19 protein-coding genes are annotated in these 22,481 nt (G+C 35.1%); 14 read left to right on the top strand and 5 right to left on the bottom strand.

Annotated features, from left to right (window positions below; all coding sequences use genetic code 11):
* The first annotated feature begins 13 nt into the window (after positions 1–13).
* The 13 genes from OZX56_RS00985 to OZX56_RS01045 all read left to right on the top strand — a co-directional run bounded on the left by OZX56_RS00985 (position 14) and on the right by OZX56_RS01045 (position 19,704).
* Complete coding sequence (locus OZX56_RS00985; RefSeq protein WP_277124971.1) at positions 14–2,680, top strand: glycoside hydrolase family 38 C-terminal domain-containing protein; 2,667 nt, start codon at positions 14–16, stop codon at positions 2,678–2,680.
* An 8-nt stretch (positions 2,681–2,688) separates the two neighbouring features.
* Positions 2,689–5,310 (top strand): glycoside hydrolase family 38 C-terminal domain-containing protein, encoded by a 2,622-nt coding sequence (locus OZX56_RS00990; protein WP_277139845.1) that lies wholly within the window; start codon positions 2,689–2,691, stop codon positions 5,308–5,310.
* Positions 5,311–5,369: 59 nt separating this feature from the next.
* Positions 5,370–6,815 carry a PRD domain-containing protein gene (locus tag OZX56_RS00995; protein ID WP_277139846.1) on the top strand — a complete coding sequence of 482 codons (1,446 nt, stop codon included), beginning with the start codon at positions 5,370–5,372 and terminating at the stop codon, positions 6,813–6,815.
* Positions 6,816–7,048: 233 nt separating this feature from the next.
* Positions 7,049–8,272, top strand: a complete 1,224-nt coding sequence (locus tag OZX56_RS01000) for an IS110 family transposase (RefSeq protein WP_277139775.1) — start codon at positions 7,049–7,051, stop codon at positions 8,270–8,272.
* Between the two features lie 159 nt (positions 8,273–8,431).
* Positions 8,432–8,968 carry a PTS sugar transporter subunit IIA gene (locus OZX56_RS01005; RefSeq protein ID WP_277139847.1) on the top strand — a complete coding sequence of 179 codons (537 nt, stop codon included), beginning with the start codon at positions 8,432–8,434 and terminating at the stop codon, positions 8,966–8,968.
* A gap of 14 nt (positions 8,969–8,982) precedes the next feature.
* Complete coding sequence (locus OZX56_RS01010) at positions 8,983–9,861, top strand: ROK family protein (RefSeq protein WP_277139849.1); 879 nt, start codon at positions 8,983–8,985, stop codon at positions 9,859–9,861.
* 132 nt (positions 9,862–9,993) lie between these two features.
* Positions 9,994–10,905 carry a LysR family transcriptional regulator gene (locus OZX56_RS01015; protein ID WP_277139850.1) on the top strand — a complete coding sequence of 304 codons (912 nt, stop codon included), beginning with the start codon at positions 9,994–9,996 and terminating at the stop codon, positions 10,903–10,905.
* A gap of 186 nt (positions 10,906–11,091) precedes the next feature.
* On the top strand, positions 11,092–12,576 hold the full coding sequence (locus OZX56_RS01020; protein ID WP_277139851.1) for an FAD-binding protein: 1,485 nt from the start codon (positions 11,092–11,094) through the stop codon (positions 12,574–12,576).
* Positions 12,577–12,602: 26 nt separating this feature from the next.
* Entirely contained in the window at positions 12,603–13,820 is a 1,218-nt protein-coding gene (locus OZX56_RS01025) for an MFS transporter (RefSeq protein ID WP_277139852.1), read from the top strand.
* A 24-nt stretch (positions 13,821–13,844) separates the two neighbouring features.
* Complete coding sequence (locus OZX56_RS01030) at positions 13,845–15,716, top strand: FAD-dependent oxidoreductase (protein WP_277139853.1); 1,872 nt, start codon at positions 13,845–13,847, stop codon at positions 15,714–15,716.
* Positions 15,717–15,720: 4 nt separating this feature from the next.
* Positions 15,721–17,163: an FAD-dependent oxidoreductase gene (locus OZX56_RS01035; protein ID WP_277139854.1), complete on the top strand. Its 1,443-nt coding sequence runs from the start codon at positions 15,721–15,723 to the stop codon at positions 17,161–17,163.
* A 164-nt stretch (positions 17,164–17,327) separates the two neighbouring features.
* Positions 17,328–18,296, top strand: coding sequence for an SLAP domain-containing protein (locus OZX56_RS01040; RefSeq protein ID WP_277139855.1), 969 nt, complete (start codon positions 17,328–17,330; stop codon positions 18,294–18,296).
* Between the two features lies 1 nt (position 18,297).
* Positions 18,298–19,704 carry an SLAP domain-containing protein gene (locus OZX56_RS01045; RefSeq protein ID WP_277139856.1) on the top strand — a complete coding sequence of 469 codons (1,407 nt, stop codon included), beginning with the start codon at positions 18,298–18,300 and terminating at the stop codon, positions 19,702–19,704.
* Positions 19,705–19,765: 61 nt separating this feature from the next.
* On the opposite strand, the gene OZX56_RS01050 is transcribed toward OZX56_RS01045, so the two are convergent.
* The 5 genes from OZX56_RS01050 to OZX56_RS01070 all read right to left on the bottom strand — a co-directional run bounded on the left by OZX56_RS01050 (position 19,766) and on the right by OZX56_RS01070 (position 21,846).
* Positions 19,766–20,113, bottom strand: coding sequence for a type II toxin-antitoxin system PemK/MazF family toxin (locus OZX56_RS01050; RefSeq protein ID WP_277139857.1), 348 nt, complete (start codon positions 20,111–20,113; stop codon positions 19,766–19,768).
* Positions 20,113–20,370, bottom strand: a complete 258-nt coding sequence (locus OZX56_RS01055; RefSeq protein WP_277139858.1) for a type II toxin-antitoxin system PrlF family antitoxin — start codon at positions 20,368–20,370, stop codon at positions 20,113–20,115. The genes OZX56_RS01050 and OZX56_RS01055 overlap by 1 nt, the downstream gene beginning before the upstream one ends.
* Before the next feature lie 139 nt (positions 20,371–20,509).
* The gene (locus OZX56_RS01060) at positions 20,510–21,160 is read right to left on the bottom strand and encodes a BspA family leucine-rich repeat surface protein (RefSeq protein WP_277139859.1); all 651 of its coding nucleotides are present in this window, start codon (positions 21,158–21,160) and stop codon (positions 20,510–20,512) included.
* A gap of 111 nt (positions 21,161–21,271) precedes the next feature.
* The gene (locus OZX56_RS01065; protein WP_277140334.1) at positions 21,272–21,472 is read right to left on the bottom strand and encodes a UPF0236 family protein; all 201 of its coding nucleotides are present in this window, start codon (positions 21,470–21,472) and stop codon (positions 21,272–21,274) included.
* A gap of 191 nt (positions 21,473–21,663) precedes the next feature.
* Complete coding sequence (locus OZX56_RS01070; protein WP_277139860.1) at positions 21,664–21,846, bottom strand: hypothetical protein; 183 nt, start codon at positions 21,844–21,846, stop codon at positions 21,664–21,666.
* Positions 21,847–22,207: 361 nt separating this feature from the next.
* Between OZX56_RS01070 and OZX56_RS01075 the strand changes: the two genes are divergently transcribed.
* Positions 22,208–22,462: a hypothetical protein gene (locus OZX56_RS01075; protein ID WP_277139861.1), complete on the top strand. Its 255-nt coding sequence runs from the start codon at positions 22,208–22,210 to the stop codon at positions 22,460–22,462.
* Positions 22,463–22,481 lie beyond the last annotated feature (19 nt).

Genomic DNA, 22,481 nt, shown 5'->3' on the forward strand with positions numbered 1-22,481 from the left:
AAGGAGCAAAAAATTGGTTAAGCAAGTCTACATTGTTCCCCATACACATTGGGATAGAGAGTGGTTCTTTTCTGCTGCTAAGGCGAAAGTGTATTTACTAAAAGACTTAAAAGATGTGATTAATTTACTGGAAAATAACGAGGATTACAAATGTTTTTTATTAGATGGACAAGCCTCTTTAATAGTTGATTATTTGCATTGGCGTCCGCAAGACATGGATCGAGTTAAAAAACTGGTTCAGACAAATAAGTTGAACATTGGTCCATGGTATACCCAAACTGACCAATATTTGGTTTCAGGAGAAAGTATAGTAAATAATTTGCTCATTGGTATGCAGAAAAGTGAGCGATTAGGTGGATATCTGAATGTAGCGTATGTGCCAGACTCCTTTGGTCAAGAGTCTAGTATGCCGCAAATATATCAAGATTTAGGTATAACTGATGCAGTCCTTTATCGTGGCTTTTCAACTGATAATGTCAAAAAATCAGAGTTTATTTGGCAAGGTGAAGATGGTTCTAAGATCAATGTTTACCGGATGGCAGCTGGCTATTTTGTAGGAGGAGTAATCGATGAGACCAAGTTGAAAGAGATTATGGAGCGAGAACCATTTAAAATAATACCTGAGCAGGCAACAACTAATAATTTATTGTTACCTAATGGCTCAGATATGGCGCCAATTCGCTTCGATTTACCTAGCTTTGTTGATAAGCTTAATAAAAGCAACAGTAAGTATCAGTTTAAAATTTCTACAATAATGGATTATATTAACGCTGTTAAAGCTGATGATCCTAATCTAGTCGTTTTAAGCGGAGAGCAAGATTGTGGTCGAGATATGCGGGTTCATAAATCGATATATTCTTCTAGGGCAGATATAAAAAAATATAATACTAAGTTGCAATATTATTTAAGTAATATCATGGAACCGCTGCTTGTAATGGGAGACTACTTTGATTTGGAATATCCGAGAGCTGCTGTACAGGATATTTGGAAGAAAATGTTCGAGAATGCTGCCCACGATTCAATGGGAAATTGTGTTTCTGATGCTGTCAATGAAGATATTAAATTGCGATATAAACAAGTAGCTGATATCGCAACAGGGTTAGTTGATATTACGCTGCGCCAAATTGCAACTAAGATTAGCAACAATGATAATCCCATTACTCTGACGGTATTTAATACTTTGCCCTTTGTAAGAAATGATGTTGTTAACAAGACACTGTACTCACCAAGTAGGAATTTTAAACTACAAGCTAATGATGGTAGTGAAATATCATATGAAGTTAATTCTATTAAAGATGTAACGGAGTTGATTTTAGGTTCAACAATTCAGCTAGATCCTGGAAGGGAGATTTATTATCCCAAAAAAGTATATGAAATTAATATAGATCTTTATTTAACTAATATTCCCGCTTTTGGTTATAGGCAGTGCTATCTATTGCCATTGGAAGATAGTATTTTAGGGCTTAATAAACCTAAAAAAGATAGTGTAATTGAGAATGACTTTTATAAGATTAAGGCTAATCAAGACGGTAGTTTGGATATTTTAGATAAATTAAATAACTATAATTATCGAAATCAAGCGATTATAGAAGAAAATGGTGATGATGGTGATTCCTACAACTATTCACCGCCTGAGGATGATCTGGTTATTTATTCAACTGAACAAGAAAATCGAATTAGGACTTATTCCAACAAATTAAGAAGTAAAATAATTATTTGCTTTGACTTTAAAGTTCCAAGTAATTTACAAAAACGAGCTAAAAAGATAACTGATGTTAGTATGCCTGTCAAATTAGAAGTTAGTTTAAACCAGTCGTCTAAAATTATTAATTTTAAAATCGATATTGATAATAGATGGGCAAAAAGTCATCGCTTATGTGTGAACTTTGATAGTCAAATCATGACTAAAGTTAGTATTGCTGATATTCAATTTGGTAGTATCAAACGCCCCTTGGTTAAAGAGCGTGAATTGGCTGAATGGAGCAAGTCACCAGATAATTGGCAGGAAAGACCTATTTCCATCAACACTATGCAAAGTTTTGTTGCTTTGTCACAAAAGACCCGGTGTATGGGGGTTGTATCAAATGGTGTTAGAGAATATGAATGTGTTGGTATTGATAATCGAGTTATTAGATTAACTATTTTTAGAACGTATGGAATGCTTGGGAAGAGAGACTTATTATATCGCCCAGGGCGTGCTTCGGGCGATGAAACGGTACCAACTCCTGCAGCCCAATTAAATAAAAAACTATCATTTGATTTTGCCTTAATTCTTGAACAAACAGAATATGATCAGACTGATTTAGCAAATATTGTAAAAGAGTTCGAAACTCCGTTGCTAGTTTACGAGTATGCGGAATTTTTAAATGGTAGGCTAACTTTTCCGTTTAATCCAGTTTCTCGTTCATATGAACAGGAATTTAGTTTATTTAAAACCGATGGAAATTTGACTATTAGTACGATTGAAAAGAGTCAACAGGGCGCAGGATATATTGTCAGATTATATAATCCACTGTTTCATGTTGTAACTGATCGCATGATATTTGCTAAGCATCCTAAATTGGTTCAACTAGTTAACTTGAAAGGAAACAAGATTAAGGATTTGACGATTAAAGCGAATATTGTAGAAATTCCACAAATAGAACATGCAAAGTTTGTAACAATTTATTTTGAAGTATAGGAGAAATTATGGTTAAAGCTTATTTTGTAAATCATACCCATTGGGATAGAGAATGGTATTTCACTACCCAAGATGCACAAGTGCTGAGTGACCAATTGTTTACGCAAGTGCTTGATGAATTGGAGGAACATCCAGAAGCTAATTTTACTTTAGACGGTCAAATGTCGATTATTGACGATTATGTTGAAATTCATCCGGAAGCTAAGAGTAGAATTCATAACTTAGTAGAGCGTAAGCAGCTGTTTATTGGACCATGGTATACGCAGACTGATGCACTAATACCAAATGCGGAATCGTTAGTAAGAAACTTAATAATTGGGATATTAGATGCGAAGGAAAACTTTGGTGAACCAATGATGTTAGGATATTTGCCTGATACTTTTGGTTTTAATGCGAATTTACCAATGATTTTGAATCAAGTCGGGATTCATGACTTTTTATCTTGGCGCGGTACCAATTTTAAGAGACAGGCTAACTCAGTTTACTTTAAGTGGAAAGCATTAGGTGGCAAAGCTGTTTTTGCAGCGAATTTTCCTTTGGGATATTATACGGGTCAAATAGACTTAGAGTCTAAGAATAATTTACAGGATTTTGTAAAAAACAGATTAGACCAAGGGATTGAATTTGAAGCTCTAAATGGTCATAATGCTGAAGTCTTGGTACCTTCAGGGATTGATCAAATGAATATTATTCATAACATTTCTGAAACCATAACTGAGGTTAATAAGTATTCTAAAAATGAGCTAGTTATTAGTACTTATCCAGAATTTATGGCTAAATTACATCAAAAAGATTTACCGGAATATCAGGGTGAATTAAGATATCCAACCTACTCAAGAGTTCATCGCACTATTTCATCAGTTAGGTCAAGAAACAAGCGCAATAATTTTAAACTTGAACAAATAATTACTCGTCGGTTAGAACCATTAATGGTAATTGCGAAGTTTGCTAAAGTGCCCATATCTAACGGAATAGTGATTAAACTATGGAAGTTATTATTTAATGTGCAACCACATGATACGTTGGGTGGGAGTGTTACAGACAATGTGGCAGAAGATATTAATCATCGATTTAAGCAAGCGTTCGAAATTGCAGATGGTGTTGAAAATTATATTAAGAAACGAATAGCTCAAAGTTTGGCCTTATCAGATCATGATGTAATGGTCTTTAATACTGATCCTTATGAATTTAATGGTCGTAAGATAGTTGAAATAATAAGTTCTAGTGAGAATGTTTGTTTTCCTAAAGAATATGATGCGGTTATAGTAGCTAAAGAAGAGGTTCCGCCTCGTCCGCATATAATGCAACTAACGCCAAATGGTTATGAATTTAAGGATGAACCAGGTTACTTTAAGCTAAAAGTCAGTTTGTCAATAACGATGGCAGGATTAGGCTATCGGGTGATTCATTTTGAAGATAGTGAATCGTCAATGCCAGCACTAGAGCAAGTGCAGGGAGACTCGATTTCTAACGACAACGTTAAGCTTATTTTTAAAGATGGAAAATTCAAGTTAATAAATAAAAATCAAGTATTTACAGATATTATAAGTATCTATGATCAAGCCAATGATGGTGATACATATGACTTTTCTCCTTTAATCGATGATAGTGAAATGCGGTTGCCATGGAATGGTAAGCTTAAAAAGACTAGTTCAGCAGATATTGAGCAATTGGTCTTATCAGGTGAATGGCAAATTCCAGCTACTTTAGCTGATAGGGTAAAACAGTCGGATAAAGATATGGCTGTGATTAAATATAAACTAGTTTTAAGTTTAAGCTCAACAGCTAAAATTGTCACAGCAAAGTTAAAGATTGATAACCAGGCTTTTTCACATCGGCTGCGACTTAGGCTTAAAACGGGAATTAATACTGAATTTGCTCATGCCCAAATTCAAGGTGGTTTTACTAAAACTAAGAATATTCCTATTGCTGATAATTGGAATGATGAATTTGTTGAAAAGCCAGTAAATATCTATATTTTTGATCGTTATGTTGGCTTAAAAGATGCTGAAAATGGTTTGTACTTTTTGGGTAAAGGTCAAAAAGAGTATGAGCGAGTCGATGATGCTCTCTATATAACTTTAATGGCAACAACTGGAGAACTTGGTAAACCAGATTTATTATGGCGCCCGGGTAGAGCATCAGGGGATACGACTTCTGTTGGGCATGTGATGATGCCGACTCCGATGGCGCAGGAAATTGGCATAAATGAATTTGAATTTGGGTTATATGCGCCGTGCGACGAAGAATTATCAGAAGATAAACTTTCTCAAGAAATGAATCATTGGTATTCACCTTCGGTTAGCTATCAAATGCAGCAATATAATTTATTCGTAAATCGTTTAGACAATAAGTTGTGGGATATTGAAAATCCAACTGGGGATTCACAGTTAGGTACGGATGAAACATGGTTAACAATTATTCCTGATGTTGAGGTATCAGCTCTATATCCTGCTTATACGCTCAAAGACCATTTAGTTTTACGTTTATCAAATATGACTGAGTTTGCAAAGGATATGTCTTATTTAAAGGATCAAGGATATATTCAAGTAGATAGCCTAGAGCAAACTGTAACTCAAAGCTTTAAGATACAGCCTTATGATATGATTACCGTGATTAAAAAAATATAGAAGGTTAAATAGCGTAACTAGTTCTATTATTTTAATCGATTGAGAAGAGGTTGACTTGTATGGAACTTTCTCATAAAAGATTAGGCAATATCCTGAAAATTCTATTGAATGATTCTTCTAATAAATACTTTTCTGCTTCATTTTTAGCTCAAAACTTTGGTGTTAGTACCAGAACAATTAGAAATGATATCCAAGAATTAAATAAAGAGCTGGATAAATATAATGTGCAAATCAAGAATAAACGTATGGCAGGATTTTATATCGAAGGTGTCTCTAAACAAACTCGTAAAAGGTTACTGGATATCACGCAGAGTAAATTGCCGGCTTCAAATTTTTTAGAGCGAATTCAAGAAATTGAACAATATTTGTTAGTTAATGATGTGGTAAACATTACCGAATTAACAGAGCAATTTTTTATCAGTGATAATACTTTTTTTAGTTATTTGGTAACAATTAAAAAGGAATTTTCAAAATTTGATTTAAAAATCTCCAAAAATCAGGATAATTATTTTGTGGAAGGTTCAGAACTAGCGAAAAGAAATTTTATAATTACTAGATTAATAAATAAAAAAGCCAATACCTATATTGTTGATTTTACAGAACAAGAAAAGACCATTTTTTATAATGTTGACTTAGAGTTGCTTAAGCAAATTGTTCATGGCTTTTTACGACATTATAATTATAAAATAACGGATATCAATGCTAAGAACATAATTTTACATGTAGCATTAAGTATTTCTAGAGTTAAGTTAGGACATCATTTAGATTCAAGTAATATCTTAAAAATAGATCAAACAGTTTTAAATTCGTTGTTGGTCTTATCAAGAAAGATTGAAGAAAAGTTTCAAATAAAATTTAATCAAAATGAAGCAAATGATTTAATTTATCATTTTGCTATAAATTATCCTGAATGTGTGACAAATAGTAAATTTGATATTAGTAAAAGCATTGAAGAAGCGGTAACTACTTTTTTAACAAATATCAAAGTTAAATTTGCAATTGATTTGTTAAACGATCAAGAACTGCATGTTAATTTAATTCAACATTTAACAAATTTGGTTAAGATCAAAAAAATGAATGGTGACAGAAAGAATCCATTACTGAACGTGATCTTGTCTACTTTTCCTTATGCTTATGAAATGACGGTTTACGCGGCACCCGTCTTAGAAAATATGTTAAAGTTGCATCTTAATGATGATGAAGTATCTTTTATCACGCTTCATATTGGTGCTGCTGTTGAAAGACAAGGAGAATTATCTGCCAAGAAAAATGTTGCTTTGGTTTGTAGTACTGGTGCTTCTATGGCTGCCTTAATCAAGGCAAAGTTGCAAACGCAATTTAGTTCTTTTATCAATATTACAGGTACGTATACTTATGATGAATATTTAGAAGGTAGCGCTGCTAACAATGATTTTTTAATAGCTACTGTTCCATTAAATAACTCACCAATACCGGTAATAAAACATACTAACCTAGTAGTGGGTCAATATTCGACGGAATATTGATTCACTGCTTTTTCTTTGTTTTAAAATTGAAGCAGGGTTGAAGTTAATATGCCCTAGTTACTTTTGACGCTTGTACCTAGTACTTGACGCCCTAAATAAAACTGACAGCTTCATCAGTTAAACTTAAATCTCTTCGTAGTATGTTGGCACTTGATGTCCGGTATAGAAAATTAGATATAGTTTAGCTTGTAACTTCTACCCTGCACAATTAAGTTAGTTGGAGGTATTTGAAGATGAATAATTTAGTTGTAGTGGGAATTGACGTGAGCAGTCGTAAATCTGCTGTTTGTATCATGCTTAATAAGCAAGTCATTAAACAGTTTAATATCACCAATGATGCCATTGGTTTTCAGCAGCTACTTGATGAATTAGAATTTTATCACCAACAACCACAGATTGTCTTTGAAGCAACTGGGGTTTATTCTTGCAGATTGCAGGCTTTTCTTAACCAATATCATTATCGCTACACTATGCTTAACCCACTTAAAGCCAAACAGCAATTAGATCAATTTAGACGCAATAAAACTGATCGCCGCGATGCTAAAGATTTAGCTTACTCACAGTTTATTTATCATCGCGGACCAACTTATCTACAAGACCCTAACTATAAGCAGTTAGGTGCCATGAGTCGTTTTTATGAGCAATTAACTCATGATTTGGTTTCAGCTAAGAACCGGTTACACCGCGTATTACAGTTTACTTTTCCTGAGCTAGAAACCTTAACTAGTCATCCTGACGGTACGAATTATTGGCGCTATGTCCAAACTTTTACGCATCCACAAATCGTTAAAAATTTAGGTTACGAAGGAGTTATGCAGTATTTTTTAAGCTTCCATGGTATTGGTAAGCAGCGTGCAAATAAGTTGGCAACTAACTTACTTGAACTGGCTGACACAGCTTATCCAGCAGTTGATAAAGCTGCTTTTGAAGTTGAACAAGCTAGATATTATGCTCAACGACTAACCAAACTAACTAAAGAGCGTGAAAATGTCATTCAAAAGATGTCTGACTTAGCTAGTAAATTACCCAACCGTGATCTAAAAATTCTTGAAAGTATTCCAGGTATTTCACAAATTACCGCAGTTAGATTATTAGGTGAATTAGGCGATATCAGACGTTTTCGTAATCCTAATGCCTTAAATGCCTTTGTTGGTTTAGACTTACGTCATTACCAGTCGGGCGAAATGGAATTGACTGATCATATTAGTAAACGTGGCAATCCCATTGGTCGTAAGATTCTCTACCGTACGATTGGACAAATGGATTCAGTAAGATATTCTGAGCCTTGTCACATTGCCGATTATTACGAAAAGAAAAAACGATCTTCTCAAAGTAGAAACTTCAAGAAGATCGCCATCGCAGCAGTCCACAAACTAACACGGACTGTCTACTATTTGATTGTGCATGATCAATTATATGATTATAGCGTAGTCAAAAATAAACAGGGCTTTAACTAAAACCAATTGATCATAAGATTACTATAACAGCTTAGTTCAAAAATGCAATTGGACTAAGCTTATTTGGGTTACAACATATTATCTAAGTTTAATCTACTTAAAGATAATTCTAATGACGGACTACAAGAATTATGATTTAATACCTTGATATACTTGACTTTGAGTAGAAAAATTGACTTGGCAAATTTTCATAATGATCTTATGCAATTGTCTGATTATTTAAAATCTTTGAATAATCCATATGGTGCAATTGATAAGTTATTTGATAGAAATAATATTTATTTGTTAGATGAGCAATTGACAAAGCGTCAACTACTAGATATGCTAATCAAAAATTTAGAGAGCCAAAAAGTTGTAACTAAAGATTATATGAAAAAAGTATATGAGAGAGAAAAAATGTATTCTACTGCAATTGGCGGTAAGATTGCTATTCCACATTCTCTAGGGTATGCCACAAAAAAATCTAAGGTTTCATTTGCAAGATTAAAAAGACCAATTCTTTGGGATGAGAACAATGAGGTAAAATATGTATTTTTACTAGCAATTTCAAGAGAAGATTATTTAAGTATTCAGAAGCTGTTTGATTTTATAGTTGACTTACAAGGAAATACAAGTTTTCGTCAAATTATTGATAGAAGTAAAAATCCGCAAGAAATTAAAGATGCTATTAGTATGTTAATCAAAACTAGTTATTAATTATGGAGGTAGATATGTTAATTGGGTCGATCGAAGCAGGAGGGACAAAGTTTGTTTGTGCAGTGGGTGATGAAGAATATCGGATTAAAGATGAAATTGTCTTGCCGACAACTATGCCTGAAGAAACACTTACGAAAGTTATCGATTATTTTAAAGGGTATAAGTTGGACTCTCTTAGTATTGCATCGTTTGGACCAATAGAAATTAGAAAGACGGCAGCTAATTATGGCTGCATTACTACTACACCTAAGGCAGGCTGGCAAAATGTTAATATTGTTAGCATTTTGCAAACAGCATTAGATATTCCGATATTTTTTACCACAGATGTAAATGGAGCGGCTTATGGTGAATACATTGCGTCTAAGTTATCTGAGACGCCAGTTAGTTCACTGGTTTATTACACTATCGGAACAGGAGTAGGTGGTGGAGCAATACTGGATGGCAAAATTGTAGGTAGTTTGGGTCATTCAGAAATGGGGCATGTTTTTGTGAAAAGACATCCAGATGATATAGAGTTTCAAGGAATTTGTCCATATCACAATGATTGCTTAGAGGGCTTAGTTTCTGGGCCTACTTTTGAAGCTCGGCTTAGTCAAAAAGGTGCTAGTGTTTCTCTGGAAAATCATGTTTGGGATATTATGAGCTATTACGTTGCTCAAGCTGCGATGCAAACAACACTTATCCTACGTCCAGAAAAAATTGTTTTTGGCGGTGGTGTGACAAGTGAGCCATTTTTGAAAAAAGTCAGAAAAGATTTAAATGCTATGCTTAATGGTTATGTAGAGATGCCCAACTTGGACAAATATATTACGATGCCGATGTTTGCAAATAATAAATCTGCTACTATTGGAAACTTTGCATTAGGAAAAAAGCTTATAAAAAGTAATAAATAGCATTGTACAAATAATCACAAGAGTAATATACTTAGTTTATAAGTATCCGCTTTTATAATTTAAAATTAAATCACATTAAAAGAAAAACTCTAATCCGATGTTGAATAATTCAATAATAATGGAGAGTTTAAAATGAATTTTACCCAATTAAAATGTTTCATCAAAGCAGTTGATAATTCTAGTTTTACAATTGCTGCTGAAAGGCTTAATTTTTCACAATCGGCAGTATCGAAAAACATTAAAGATTTAGAAAATACTGTTGGTGTAACTTTAATTAATCGTGCCCACCATCGTATTTCACTTACTAATGCTGGTAGATATTTTTATCATGTTGCCCGCAATGTAGTAGATGACATGGATTATACGGTTGCCTATTTGCAGAATCAAAAAAATAATACGGAAACTTTATTACGTGTTGGAGTTTGTGATACACCGTTAGAACAAAAAGTATTACCGATCTTTTTACGAAAGTTACGCAAATCAGATAGTGAATTAAATGTACAATTTGTTTTTGTCTTGAAGAATTCTATTGGTGAATTGCTTAATCATCATGTGGACGTTTGTATTATTGCTCGTGATGATGTAGATATTGTGCCGGATGTGCAATTTGAATCGTTAATTTCTGGACACTTTGTCGTAGCTTGTCCTGAGGATTCTGCTCTAGCTAAAAAAGAGTTAGTAACACTAAATGATCTTAGAGATAAAAATATCTTTTTAATTGATCCTAATAGTTCACTCAATGTACAAATCCAATATCAAAATTTATTAATTCAAGATATGGGAACGCAAAATGTCAAGTTTGTTCAAGATTATATGACAATGGATATTTATGTTAAAGCTGGCTGGGGATATGGCATCTTACCTAATTTTATTGCTGATTATCAAGCTAATGGAGCTAGCTATATTCCAGTTGATTATCATGAAATTTCACCATATGGAGTAGCATATATGGATTCATTTAATAATAAAGCTGTCTTAGAAAAGATTAGCAAAGCCTTGAAAAGTGCCATTAGAGAAGTTGTTCCTCTGAAAAACAAATCGTAGAAAATATAATAATTATTTTTAGCCTGTAATAGCTTACTAATTTAACTATTACGGGCTTTTTTTGTATCTAAATATTTTGTTTATTCCATTATGTAATCCTCAATTCTAAATTAAGTGCAAAGATTCACTTGAATAATAGTATTATGAAAGCGGATTAAGATAATTCTTTTTAGTGAGGGATTAAAGATGAAAGATACTTATGATGTGATAGTAGCAGGTGCTAGTAATGCTGGTGCCATGGCAGCAATGGCTGCTGCAGAAAATGGGGCTAAAGTTTTATTAATTGATAAAATGGCTAGCTCCAGATTTCTTTTTCGGTCTTTTTTTGCGGCTTTAGACAGTAATGCACAAAGAAGAGCTGGAATAAAGGTTGATAAAGCTAAGCTAATGAATTTTTTAACATTATTTTTTCAAGATAATGTTGATGAGCGGTTGCTTTGGACATGGGCTAACCACACTGATGAAACAGCTAATTGGCTAGAAGACAATATTCTAAAGCCTAATGGCGGTATTTTAAAACCTCAAGTAGATGCAAATTATGAAACTGTAGTCAACACTGCTTTTAATACTGAATTAGCAGTAGCTACTCCAGATAATGATTGGGCACACTACGGTGATTGGATCATGGATAAACTCAAGGAACTTGGAGTTACTCTCAAGTACAACACCAAGCTGGAAGAGTTGATAACAGCTGATGATGGTAGTGTTACAGGAATTGTTGCTAGTGATCGTAATTCAGGTATTAAGACGGAATTTTATGCTAAAAAAGGTGTCATCATTTGTACAGGTGGTTATGGTGCTAACACTGAGCTAATGCAGAAGTGGGATCCACTAGGTTATAAGAAAAATGTCTATTCTGATAGTCCACGTGATGATGGGTCAGGTATTTTAGCAGGGTTAAAGGCTGGTGCTGCTCGAGATGAAGAACCAGCAGAAATTATCTTTGATCGCGGTGCAGTTCATGTTGGTACAGATGCGGAAAAACACTATGTGGTTGACTATAAAGATCCGGGTTATTTTTGGATGGGAGCTTACCCATTACTCAAAGTTAATTTAAATGGGGAACGTTTTGGCAACGAAAGTGTTCCGTACCAATTTGATATTAATGCGGCAGCTAAGCAACCAGGATATTTGGAGGCTGAGATTTGGTCGGGAGATACTATGGATCACCTAGCTCAATTTAAGACGCAAGGTTGTTCACGGTTAGGTTTTCCAGGAATTTATAACACTGAAGAAAATAAGGCTGAGGTTGAGCGCCGAATTGCGGATGGCATGATTCAAAAAGCAGATACAATTGCAGAATTGGCCCAGAAATTAAACTTACCAGGAGATAACTTAGTCGCTAGCGTTAGGACATACAACAAAATGTGTGACCAAGGCATTGATACGGATTTTGGTAAAGAACAGTTTAGATTGTTCCCAATTAAAAAGGGACCATACTATGGTGTTATTATGGGTGGCCGTCTGCTAGCCACACTAGATGGTTTACGAATTAATACCAAAATGCAAGTCATTAATAAAAAAGGGCAAGCAATTCCACATCTTTATGCAGCAGGTAATGCTAGCGGAGGGTTCTTCTGGGGTAGTTATCCAGACAGAGTACCAGGACTTACTTGTAGTCATGCTCAAACATTCGGTCGATTAGCTGGGCAGTTTGCTAGTGAGAATTAATTTTATTTAAGAAAGAAGATTTAATAATGGAAGAAAAACAATTACCAAAACTTTCTAATTATCGGTGGGTGATCTTAGCGATTGCAGCATCACTTGATATGATTAGCAATTATGTTCAGTTTCAAATATCTGCATTAGCCACTCAGATTATGCCGGAGCTACATTTGACTCAACCACAATTTTCGAGTTTATTGATGGCGCCGATGTTAATTGCCGTGTTTCTCAGTATTCCTGCTGGGTCATTAGCAGATAAGTTTGGCGCTAAGAAAATAGTTACAGTTGGTTTAGTTGTATCGGTTATTGGAGCATTCGGTCGCTTATGGGCTAGTAACTTTATTACAATGATGATAATGCTACTATTATTTGGTGTTTACATGGCGTTACTCAACGCTAATACGATGAAATTATTTGGGACTTGGTTTAAACAAGATACTAACATGGCGATGGGAATTTTCTTTGCATCAGCCAGTGTTGGAATCATGCTTTCGCAAATTACGGGACCAATGTTTCCTAATGTTCAGACCGCTTATATTTTTTCATCAGTTGTTTTACTTATTTTAGCAGTTTGTTGGATTGTTTTTGTTAAGGATGTTCCAGCTGGTGAGGAATTACCTAAACAAGAAGTTGTAGCCGAACACAAGGAATCTTCATGGGACTTCTTTAAAGTTGCTGCTAAAAGTAAAAAGACTTGGATTGTTGCAATGTCTGTTGGCTTCGGTATGGGTGCAAGTGAAGCTTTTTCTGGAATTTTACCTCAAGCTTTTGCAGCTAGAGGAATGACACCGACGCAAGCCGGTACGATTGCGGCAATTGCTACTGTAGGTAGTATGTGTGGTAGTGCTTTTGGTCCAGCAATTGTTGATAAATCAAAACGTGCTAAACCATTAATGATGTTGATTACTATTTTAGGTGGTATTTCAATGGCAATTACTTGGTACATGCCTCTAGGAATAGTGCTAACAGCTAACTTAATTCTGGGTGGACTGCTAGGTGCAATGACTGGACCAATTATGCAAGCAATGCCAATTCAATTTCCTGAAATTGGACCTAAATATGCTGGTAGTGCCGGTGGCTTAGTTGGTACGATTTCATTACTACTTTCATATTGTGTACCGGTAATTATTTCTGCGATTGCTGGTAAGAGCTATGTAACTACTTTTATCGTTCAGGGGACAGTTTTTGCTTTAACAGCGATTTTTATTGCACTATTACCTGATGCTAACAGTGCACGTCGCCACGGATAGGATTCGAAAGGATTTTGGTTATAAATGAAAAATAAAATTACAAATAAACCTGGTAAATATACTGGCTCAGGTCAGGGTAAAGATGAGTTAATTAATGTTGAAGTTGAAATTGGTCAAGATAAGATAAATCAGATCAAGGCTATGAATAATTTTGCTCCGGATAGTTTGGCTGCCAATGCTTTCCAAAAAATGGCACAGAAAATTATTAATGAGCAATCTGTTGATGTTGATGTTGTGTCTGGTGCTTCGGAAACCTCTCGCGGAATAATTACGGGTGTCAAAGAAGCTTTGACTAAAGCAGATGTGGATTTTACTGCTCTAAAGTCTAATGGATCAAAGAATACAGGTACTACTAAAGAAGTAATTGACGTTGATGTCGCCGTGGTTGGTGCTGGGTCAGCCGGTGTTGCGGCTGCTCTGGCTGCTAAGCAAGAAGGTGTAAGTGTAGCGTTGATTGAAAAGACAGTATCCCCACTTGGAGCGGGAACTTTTGCTGGAGGGATGTTTGCGGTGGATAGTCAGCAGCAAAAAGACGCAGGAAAAGTAGTATCTAAAAAATGGCTTTATGACGAATATATGGATGCTTCTCAAGGCTACATGAATTCAATTTTAGTGCGCCGGATTATTGATGAATCAGGCAAAACTGTTGATTGGCTTAATGAAAATGGTGCTATTATGAAACTGGTTGATGCCGGTACAGGTGGCAGCTATGATCATATTGGTATGCCCGCAACACTTCATGGTTATCAAGAAGGTGGAACTAAGGCAATTACTAACTTAATAGATAAGTTTAAATCATTAGGTGGTAAGGTGTATTTTGGTTTTGCTGGTAAAAAGATACTGCAAGATAATACTGGCGTAGTAACGGGATTAATTGCGCAAGGTGATGAGAGTGAGCTTGAAGTTCATGCTCAAAAAACTATTATTGCTACTGGTGGTTTTGGTGGGAATCCTAAAATGCGTAAGGAATATTTGGGTGATGTTAGTACACCAGGTCAAGTTTTGCAAAACACTGGTGATGGCTTAAATATGGCTTGGGATGCTGGCACTGCTCATCATATTAATGGTTCAACGCATTATTTCTGGCAGACTTTTAGCAATGAAGATACTAATGCGATGGCTAAGTTAATTGGTCCAGATTGGCTGCCATTAAATGCTTTAGCAGACTTTCCCAACTTACGGGTTAATCTTCGTGGACAACGCTATGCTAGTGAAACGCATGCTTTGGATTTTGCTGTACATGGTGCTGAGTTGTCTGAGCAGCCTAAACAAACTGAATTTGTTATTTTTGATCAAGCCATGCTTGATAAGATTAAGGCAGGTGGTACTGCGGCAATTGAGGAACATTATGACAAATGGAAGAATAAACGACAATTTTACATGGAATTTAATTTTCCAACTGATACCGCTGAGAGTATTAAGCGTGAACATGAAAAAACTGATTTTACTAGCTTGCTCAAGAAGCTATCAACAACTGACGTAGTGTTTGTTGGCAAGACCCTTGCGGAATTGGCTGACAAAATTGGTGTTGACCCAGTTAATTTACAACAGTCTGTTAACCAATATAATCATGCTAAACAAGTAGGAGACGACGAGTTATTCTTTTCTGATCCTGAGCGTATGATTCCTGTAGAACAAGGACCATTTTATGCGGTGAAATTTATCGCACGCAATTTGGGTACACTTGGCGGTGCCACAATTGATGAAAAGATGCACGCTCTTACACCTGCTGGTGAACCTGTAACTAATTTGTATGTTACAGGAGCGGATGCCTCAGGAATGTATGGTAAGGCTTATGTTGATTTTGAAGGTGGAACACTTGGTTTTGCCTATATTTCTGGTCGTTTGGCCGGAATTGATGCTGCCCAAATGGTGAAGACAGATAAAGAAGGATAAAAATATGACTCAAAAATATGATGTAGTGGTTGTTGGTGCTGGACTAGCTGGCTTTGCAGCTGCTACTGAAGCTGTTGATAATAATTTAAAGACGTTATTAATTGAAAAAGGCAAGATCACAGGCGGGACTGGTAACTACGTTGAAGGGGTCTTTGCAGCTGATTCTGAATTACAGAAAAAAGAGCATGCGGTAATTGATAAAACCGAGCTGCTCAAAGAAGAGCTGGAATACTCACACTATAAAGGTGACGGCAAGATGTGGCAGAAGTATATTGCCAGTGCTGGTAAGAATGTTTCTTGGCTTGAAGAACGTGGAGTTAAGTTTGCCATGGTAGTTAGTATGGGAACTAGCGTTAGAAGTTGGCACTTGTTTGAAGGTAAAGGGCATGATGCGATCCATAATGGTCTAGAACCATATGCTAAGAAAAGGGGGCTAACTATTAAAACACTGACTAAAGTTACGGATTTAAAGCAAGTCCAAGATCAGAGCTATGAGGTTGTTTTAGAAAATGTTACCGATAAGGTAACTGAAATTGTTAATACGCAGAATGTGATTTTAGCAACTGGCGGATACTTAAACGATGAAAAATTATTTAGTCAAACGCCTCATCAGAATCCCGAGAATGTTATTCCAGTTAATTCTGGCAAAAGTACAGGTGATGGATTGCGCTTGGCTTGGCAACTTGGTGCTAAAAAGTATTTTACAGGTATGTCAATGATGTTTGGTGGACAATTAAAAGATAAAACTGTTCCATCATTTAAACTCTGGGGTACAGCAATTTGGAGTTCTGTTTGTGATCAACCACAGATGTGGGTTAACGAACTAGGTGAGCGCTTTGTTGATGAAAGTGCCTGCGTAGTTAATTGGGCAAATGAAGGCAATGCGATGAATCGGCAGGATCGTGTTTTCTGTATCTTTAGTCAAAATATTTTAGATGATTTTACTGATAAGTCATATCCACGTTCAATGAAACCGATAATTCCTGAAGATCGTTATCCAACTTTGCGGGCTGATATTGAACAAGCAGAAAAAGATGGTCGCAAATACCTACATAAAGCCGAAACTATTGAAGAATTAGCACATGCAATTAATACGCCAAATTTGCCAGCGTATGTTAAGCATTATAATGAAATGGCTAAAAATGGTGAAGATACCGATTTTCATAAGCCAGCTAAGTATATGTTGCCAATCACAGGAGATGGTCCAGTTTATGCTATTGAATTAGGAGTAGGAGCATATACGACTGGCGATGGGTTGCGAGTTAATGTTGATAATGAAGTTCTGAACACTGAAGGTCGACCGATTAAGGGATTGTATGCTATTGGTAGTGATGGGTCAGCTGTTCTTTATGGTGACACCTACGGTGTTAATGTACCGGGTACTCATGCAGGTTATTGTATATTTTCTGGTCGAAACGCTGTCCAAGCAATTACTCAAGCAGAATAGTTAAAGGTTTCAAATAAGCCATTAAGTCAATACAGACTCAATGGCTTTTATTGTAGCTAAATTATTCTTGCTACTTTTAAATATAATATAAGCGCTTTACACTGGTTAACTAAAGAATTATGATAAAGGTAAACTTATATTGATGTTAAGAATCAGGAAAAACAATGAAAGAAAAGAAACTTAGGAATTGTCTTAAACTAGCGTTTTGCTCATGTTTATTATTCTTTAGCTACATAGCAAATACCAATCGACCTGTTTTTGCTGCTGATACTACTGATTCGGCAGCGGAAATTGACTATGATGCAATTACACCAGTGGCTCAGCCCAAGGGGCAAGAAGTAGTTATTCCGACTAACACTAAAATAACTCAAAATGATGATTATGCTAGATCAAGTTTGGCTAATTGGCAGGATATGCCAGCAGGCACAACTTTTTCTTGGATCAGGAAGCCTAAGACAATCATTAATGGTTTATCCGATGGTAGAGTAGGAATAGTTTTACCAGATGGTACATTTAAATTTGTTGAGGTAACCGTCAAGATTGCTGGGCAAAAACAAGTCAAGCTTAAAAAGGATACCTATTTATTTAACGAGCAGGGTAAGCAACTTAATAAGACATTGTTGAAGTCTGGTTCAATTGTTAACGTTAATGGTACGAAAAAAATTAAGGGTCATAAGTTCTATGTTTTAGATGACCAACACTTTTTACCACTAAGTAACTTTAAGGTTAGCAAAAAGCAACAAGTTAAAGTAGGTAAAAAGCTGCAGCGAGTCATGCACAGTACCTATCTATATGATGAAAAAGGTCATAGAGCCAATGCGATTACGCTAAAAGCTGGCTCGTATGTCAAAATTCATGAAATTGCTCAAGAAGACAATATTAACTATGCGGCTGGGCGGTTTTTTTATTTAGTTGGCAAGGGACTTTATGTACCAGTGCGTAACATCACTGGAATGAAGAACGAAGTTGAATGGCAAGATAAAGCAATCCCGCTTTATAATAATCAGGGTAAAAGAATAGGTGAAATTCCAGCTCATACACCATATAGAACTTACGGAGATGCGGTTAAAATTAAAGATAAATATTATTATATTGTTGATAAAGGGAAATTAATACGCGATAGGGTATCATAAAATGAAAAAATTTCAAAAGTTAGGGATGTTTCTAGCTGCATTATTGCTAGGGATAAGCCCAATAATATCAACTGTTCAACCGGAAACTGTGCAAGCTAAGAAGGCTATTAAGTACGAGTTAGAGACGATCGATGACCCTTTTATCTATAAAAGCAACGGTAAGCGATATAGATATTATCATGAAATAGCTGGATATGGTGCTCCTGATATAAATTCTGATGGATATGCTTATATTGATAGTGAAGAAACTGGTGAGGTTACTTATACTGGTAAGACTAAAAAAATTAAGGGTAAGAAGTATTATCAGCTTGCCAAGAATGCTTATATTAAGGCAGTTAATGTTGCTTCAGTAAATGGTAAAAATGTTCAAAAGGGGAAGTTGTTACTCAATCATGCTTCTCAAGTTTATAACCAAACTGGCAAGAAGACAGCTAAAGTACTAGCTAATAATACCTTGGTCAAGTATGTTGGTAAAATAAAAAAGACCAATAAAATGCCTAAATATTTCTATTATCAATATCTGGATGAGGGGAAGACAGAACAGTGTTATTTACCAATTCATCGGATTAAGGGCGAGGATTTTTATTCATTAGGTAAGAATCGTTATATTAAGGCTATTAATGTAGCAAGAATTGATGGCTATGTGGCACGATATAATGGTGTCGTTAGTGCTATTGTTAGAGAAAATACCAGTACAACTTCATTTACTGGCGTAAAGGCTCTCCATAAGCTCAAGAAAGGACAAAAAATTAAGCTAGATTTGTCCTTTACTCAAGATGATGAGGATGGTGATTACTATGATACTTGCTATCGCCTACATGATTATCCTAATGAATACATTGATGACTGGAAAGTAAAGATAAGAAATGAAGTGCCAATCGTTAATTACAATGATATTGCTTTGAGGAAGTTTACGGCTGTTTCTAATGAGCCGCTTAAGCTTTATGATAATCAGGCAGTAGAGTTATCTAAGCCACTGACGCCTGCTAAAGATGAAACTGTCAGTGTCGATGGTTTGTTTTACCTGTGGAATAAGACTCAGCAAAAAGCAGAACTTTATTATCATGTATTAAGGCAAACTAATGAGCAGATTCCAGCAACAGATCCTAACCGGCTAACTTTTAGTAATGGTTTTGTTAAAGCAAGTGATATCAAGCTTGATAATGATTATGTTAAATTGGAACCTGTGAATACTGAACAAGAGGCTGAAGCAGATCAGGCAATAGCAACGGCTGATGACAAGAAGGAATTATTGCAGCTGTTTAAAGATGGACAGAATAATTTAACTGGTGATAATGTTAATTATGAAAATGCTTTGGCAAATGCGGCTAAGGTCTTGAACTCGGCTTCAGCTACTAAAGCTGAAGTAAAAGAAGTTGTTTGGTTGGTAAAGACTACTAAACGTTAATTAATTATAAACAAATAAAGGAGCTGCTAAAGCTCCTTTATTTGTTTATAGTGATACTAATTTAATAAAATTGCTTAATAATTGTACTAATTTGGGTTACTTTGTTTGGCTCAAGTCTTGCCACAACTCGGCAGTTTGTTCGTTTTGTAGGATCAATCGCACGTAAATGTTGCAATAATGCAGTACTGTGTACTTTTTCTTGTTGAATAGTAATAAACATTGGTGATTGAAGATATTTTTCTTCAGTTAAATATTTTTTCGAAGAACTAATAGGCACAATAATTATGGTATTGAAATGTCGATTATAGTGCTCATTACTGACAACAAGGCATCGGCGAGTCTTTTTTATTTCGGTACCTTTGGCTGGATTAAGGTCAATCCAAATAATATCTCCTTGTTGCAATTGCACTAGCCAAAGTCCTCACTTTCGATATCTTTACCCCATTCGACTTCAGATGTAGCAATACTGCCGTATTGCTTTTCTTGTTCGTCAATGATATCCCATAAATTTGGTTTATCAGTAGTGACAGTGATTTTTCCGTCTGGAGAGATTAACCATTCGATTTTGTCTTGAGGATTAACTTGGAGGATATTTCTAACAGTCTTGGGAATAGTAATTTGATTTTTACTGGTTATTTTGGAACTAATTTTTGTTAGATTTTGCATAAATAGGCACCTCTCATTAATAATATTTATTATAGCTCCTCTTATAATGTAAGGAATTTTAAATAATAAAGATTAATGGACTAAGCATTAATTAACCATAAAAAATAAAGGAGCTGGTAAAGCTCCTTTATTTGTTTAACTAATTTTTATGATCGTTAACGATAATGCTATTAGCTGTTTGATCGTTATTGGGTTTAGTTTTATTTAGACCAGAGCCAGTAAACATGTTTTGTTTCTTTTTAACGTGTTCAGTCTTTAACTGGCTTAAGTCGAGGTTAGTCAATTTTATATCTCCAGCAAACATGTTGGTCATATTGGCGACTTTAGCAGTATTAATTTTACTTAAATCAATTCTAGTTAACTTGGGATTGTTACTAAATAAATTGCTCATATTGACCGTTTGACTGGTATCAACTAGGTTGAAGTTATCAATGCTAATCAGATTATATAAATTATTAAACTTACTATCAGAGTTAATAGGTAAGATAACTGGTGTAGCAAAGACAATATGTTCAATTGTTGGGCCCCAAGAAACTAAATTTGCAATTGGTTTAGTTCCTAGTTGCTGTCCATTAGGGCCCTTGCTGATAGTCATAGTTCTGCTGATAATATCGTATGACCAATTACATTCGCCATCTTGTCCGCTCCATAAAGTAGCAAAAGTGTTGGTGCTAGTTTCTGCTGCAGCGATTGGAGTTGGATTAAATCCTAATGTGCCAATACTCACTAGGATTGTAGCTGCTAATAGTAATGATTTGGCTTTTCTTTGAAAACAGCTTGTTTTTTTCATTTTAAAAATTCCTCTTAAACTAATTGTTAGCTTAATTATAATCCTAAATGAGATGGTAGACTAAATTATTTCAACAAGAGTTAGTGTCAACCATTTTGTGAGTAATGAGCTTTAAGCCTTTGCCTGCTGCTTTTTAAGCAAATATTGTGCAACATTGCCACCGTTTAACTGGAAGATAATACTCCTAGCTACACCTTCAGCGCCCTTTTTACTCCAGCCCATTGGTCTTGAGCTTAGGCGTTCTGACAAATAATGACTAATATGTCCTTCAGCCGTGCAGCGCTGATAGTCTGGAGCTTGGGTATTTAAAATTGCCTGCCAGTTACCTAATAGATAGGTCTTTGCCTGCTTTAGTGCCTCTTTTTGTGTTGTGGTTAATTCTGGATCACTAAAACGGGTTTTAAAGTATAACGCTACTTTATCCCGCTGACCTGTTAAATCCCAATGATATAATCAATAAGCTGCATTGGCTTTAGTATTAATTTTTGTTTCCAACTGGACAACTACTGATAATTATCATCGAGCTGCTCAAGATAAGACCTAATTAGGCTTAAGCCCCAATGGCGTAATTCTTGCATAAAAGCTTCTAACAAATCATCAAAAGTAAGCTGGTTACCAAGCAGCTTATTAGTATTAGCAGTTAAATTAGCTAACAAAAGTTGTAAGTCTTGTAGTAAACTAATCATATAGAAGAAAACCTCTCTTAATGTAATCTTGTTCAAACTACATTTTAGCAGAAGGTAATCTTCTATTTTTTATTTTCCACCAATACTTTATGCTAACTCAACAAGATAAGGTTGATATCTATAATTTGTGGGAAAAAGTGTTTTGAATCAAAAGAATTTAGCAAAAATATAATATTGGTGGCTTGTAGAATGAAGGTGACACTAACGTTATGTTAGTTAAGTGGTACATTCTTACCAAGAAAATAGCATAGTTTATATTATTGTGATTATAAAAAATAAAATAATATTTGTTTTTTAAATAAATAAATGTTAAAATAATTAAAACATGAAAAACATGTTTAATTATTTTAGGAGGCATAATATGGCTTTAGTTAATGAAAATATTCTTGATAATTTTTCTCAAATACCTATTGGAAAAAGATCATTAGTCAAAGAAGATTCGTCATCAAACAAAAAGATAGTTTTTCATCACGAATCACCAGCTGACGGAGTTCAATTTGGTGTTGAAATGGACCCAGATGGTATTATGGTAGAGCAAAATCACGATCATTTTACGCTTTGTTGTTGTTGCTGCTCTTCTGGAGGTTCTGGTGCTACTAGTTATCGTAAGAAATAGAAAAGGGTCTGGGAAAAAC

This window comes from Lactobacillus sp. ESL0684 (genome assembly GCF_029392675.1).
Classification (GTDB): Bacteria; Bacillota; Bacilli; order Lactobacillales; family Lactobacillaceae; genus Lactobacillus.

Coding starts and splice junctions, on each gene's coding strand:
- OZX56_RS01055 (WP_277139858.1), bottom strand. CDS start 20,370: ATGCAAAATCTAACAAAAATTAGTTCCAAAATAACCAGTAAAAATCAA.
- OZX56_RS00990 (WP_277139845.1), top strand. CDS start 2,689: ATGGTTAAAGCTTATTTTGTAAATCATACCCATTGGGATAGAGAATGG.
- OZX56_RS01010 (WP_277139849.1), top strand. CDS start 8,983: ATGTTAATTGGGTCGATCGAAGCAGGAGGGACAAAGTTTGTTTGTGCA.
- OZX56_RS01045 (WP_277139856.1), top strand. CDS start 18,298: ATGAAAAAATTTCAAAAGTTAGGGATGTTTCTAGCTGCATTATTGCTA.
- OZX56_RS01030 (WP_277139853.1), top strand. CDS start 13,845: ATGAAAAATAAAATTACAAATAAACCTGGTAAATATACTGGCTCAGGT.
- OZX56_RS01015 (WP_277139850.1), top strand. CDS start 9,994: ATGAATTTTACCCAATTAAAATGTTTCATCAAAGCAGTTGATAATTCT.
- OZX56_RS01060 (WP_277139859.1), bottom strand. CDS start 21,160: ATGAAAAAAACAAGCTGTTTTCAAAGAAAAGCCAAATCATTACTATTA.
- OZX56_RS01020 (WP_277139851.1), top strand. CDS start 11,092: ATGAAAGATACTTATGATGTGATAGTAGCAGGTGCTAGTAATGCTGGT.
- OZX56_RS01025 (WP_277139852.1), top strand. CDS start 12,603: ATGGAAGAAAAACAATTACCAAAACTTTCTAATTATCGGTGGGTGATC.
- OZX56_RS01070 (WP_277139860.1), bottom strand. CDS start 21,846: ATGATTAGTTTACTACAAGACTTACAACTTTTGTTAGCTAATTTAACT.
- OZX56_RS01000 (WP_277139775.1), top strand. CDS start 7,049: ATGAATAATTTAGTTGTAGTGGGAATTGACGTGAGCAGTCGTAAATCT.
- OZX56_RS01040 (WP_277139855.1), top strand. CDS start 17,328: ATGAAAGAAAAGAAACTTAGGAATTGTCTTAAACTAGCGTTTTGCTCA.
- OZX56_RS00995 (WP_277139846.1), top strand. CDS start 5,370: ATGGAACTTTCTCATAAAAGATTAGGCAATATCCTGAAAATTCTATTG.
- OZX56_RS01035 (WP_277139854.1), top strand. CDS start 15,721: ATGACTCAAAAATATGATGTAGTGGTTGTTGGTGCTGGACTAGCTGGC.
- OZX56_RS01075 (WP_277139861.1), top strand. CDS start 22,208: ATGGCTTTAGTTAATGAAAATATTCTTGATAATTTTTCTCAAATACCT.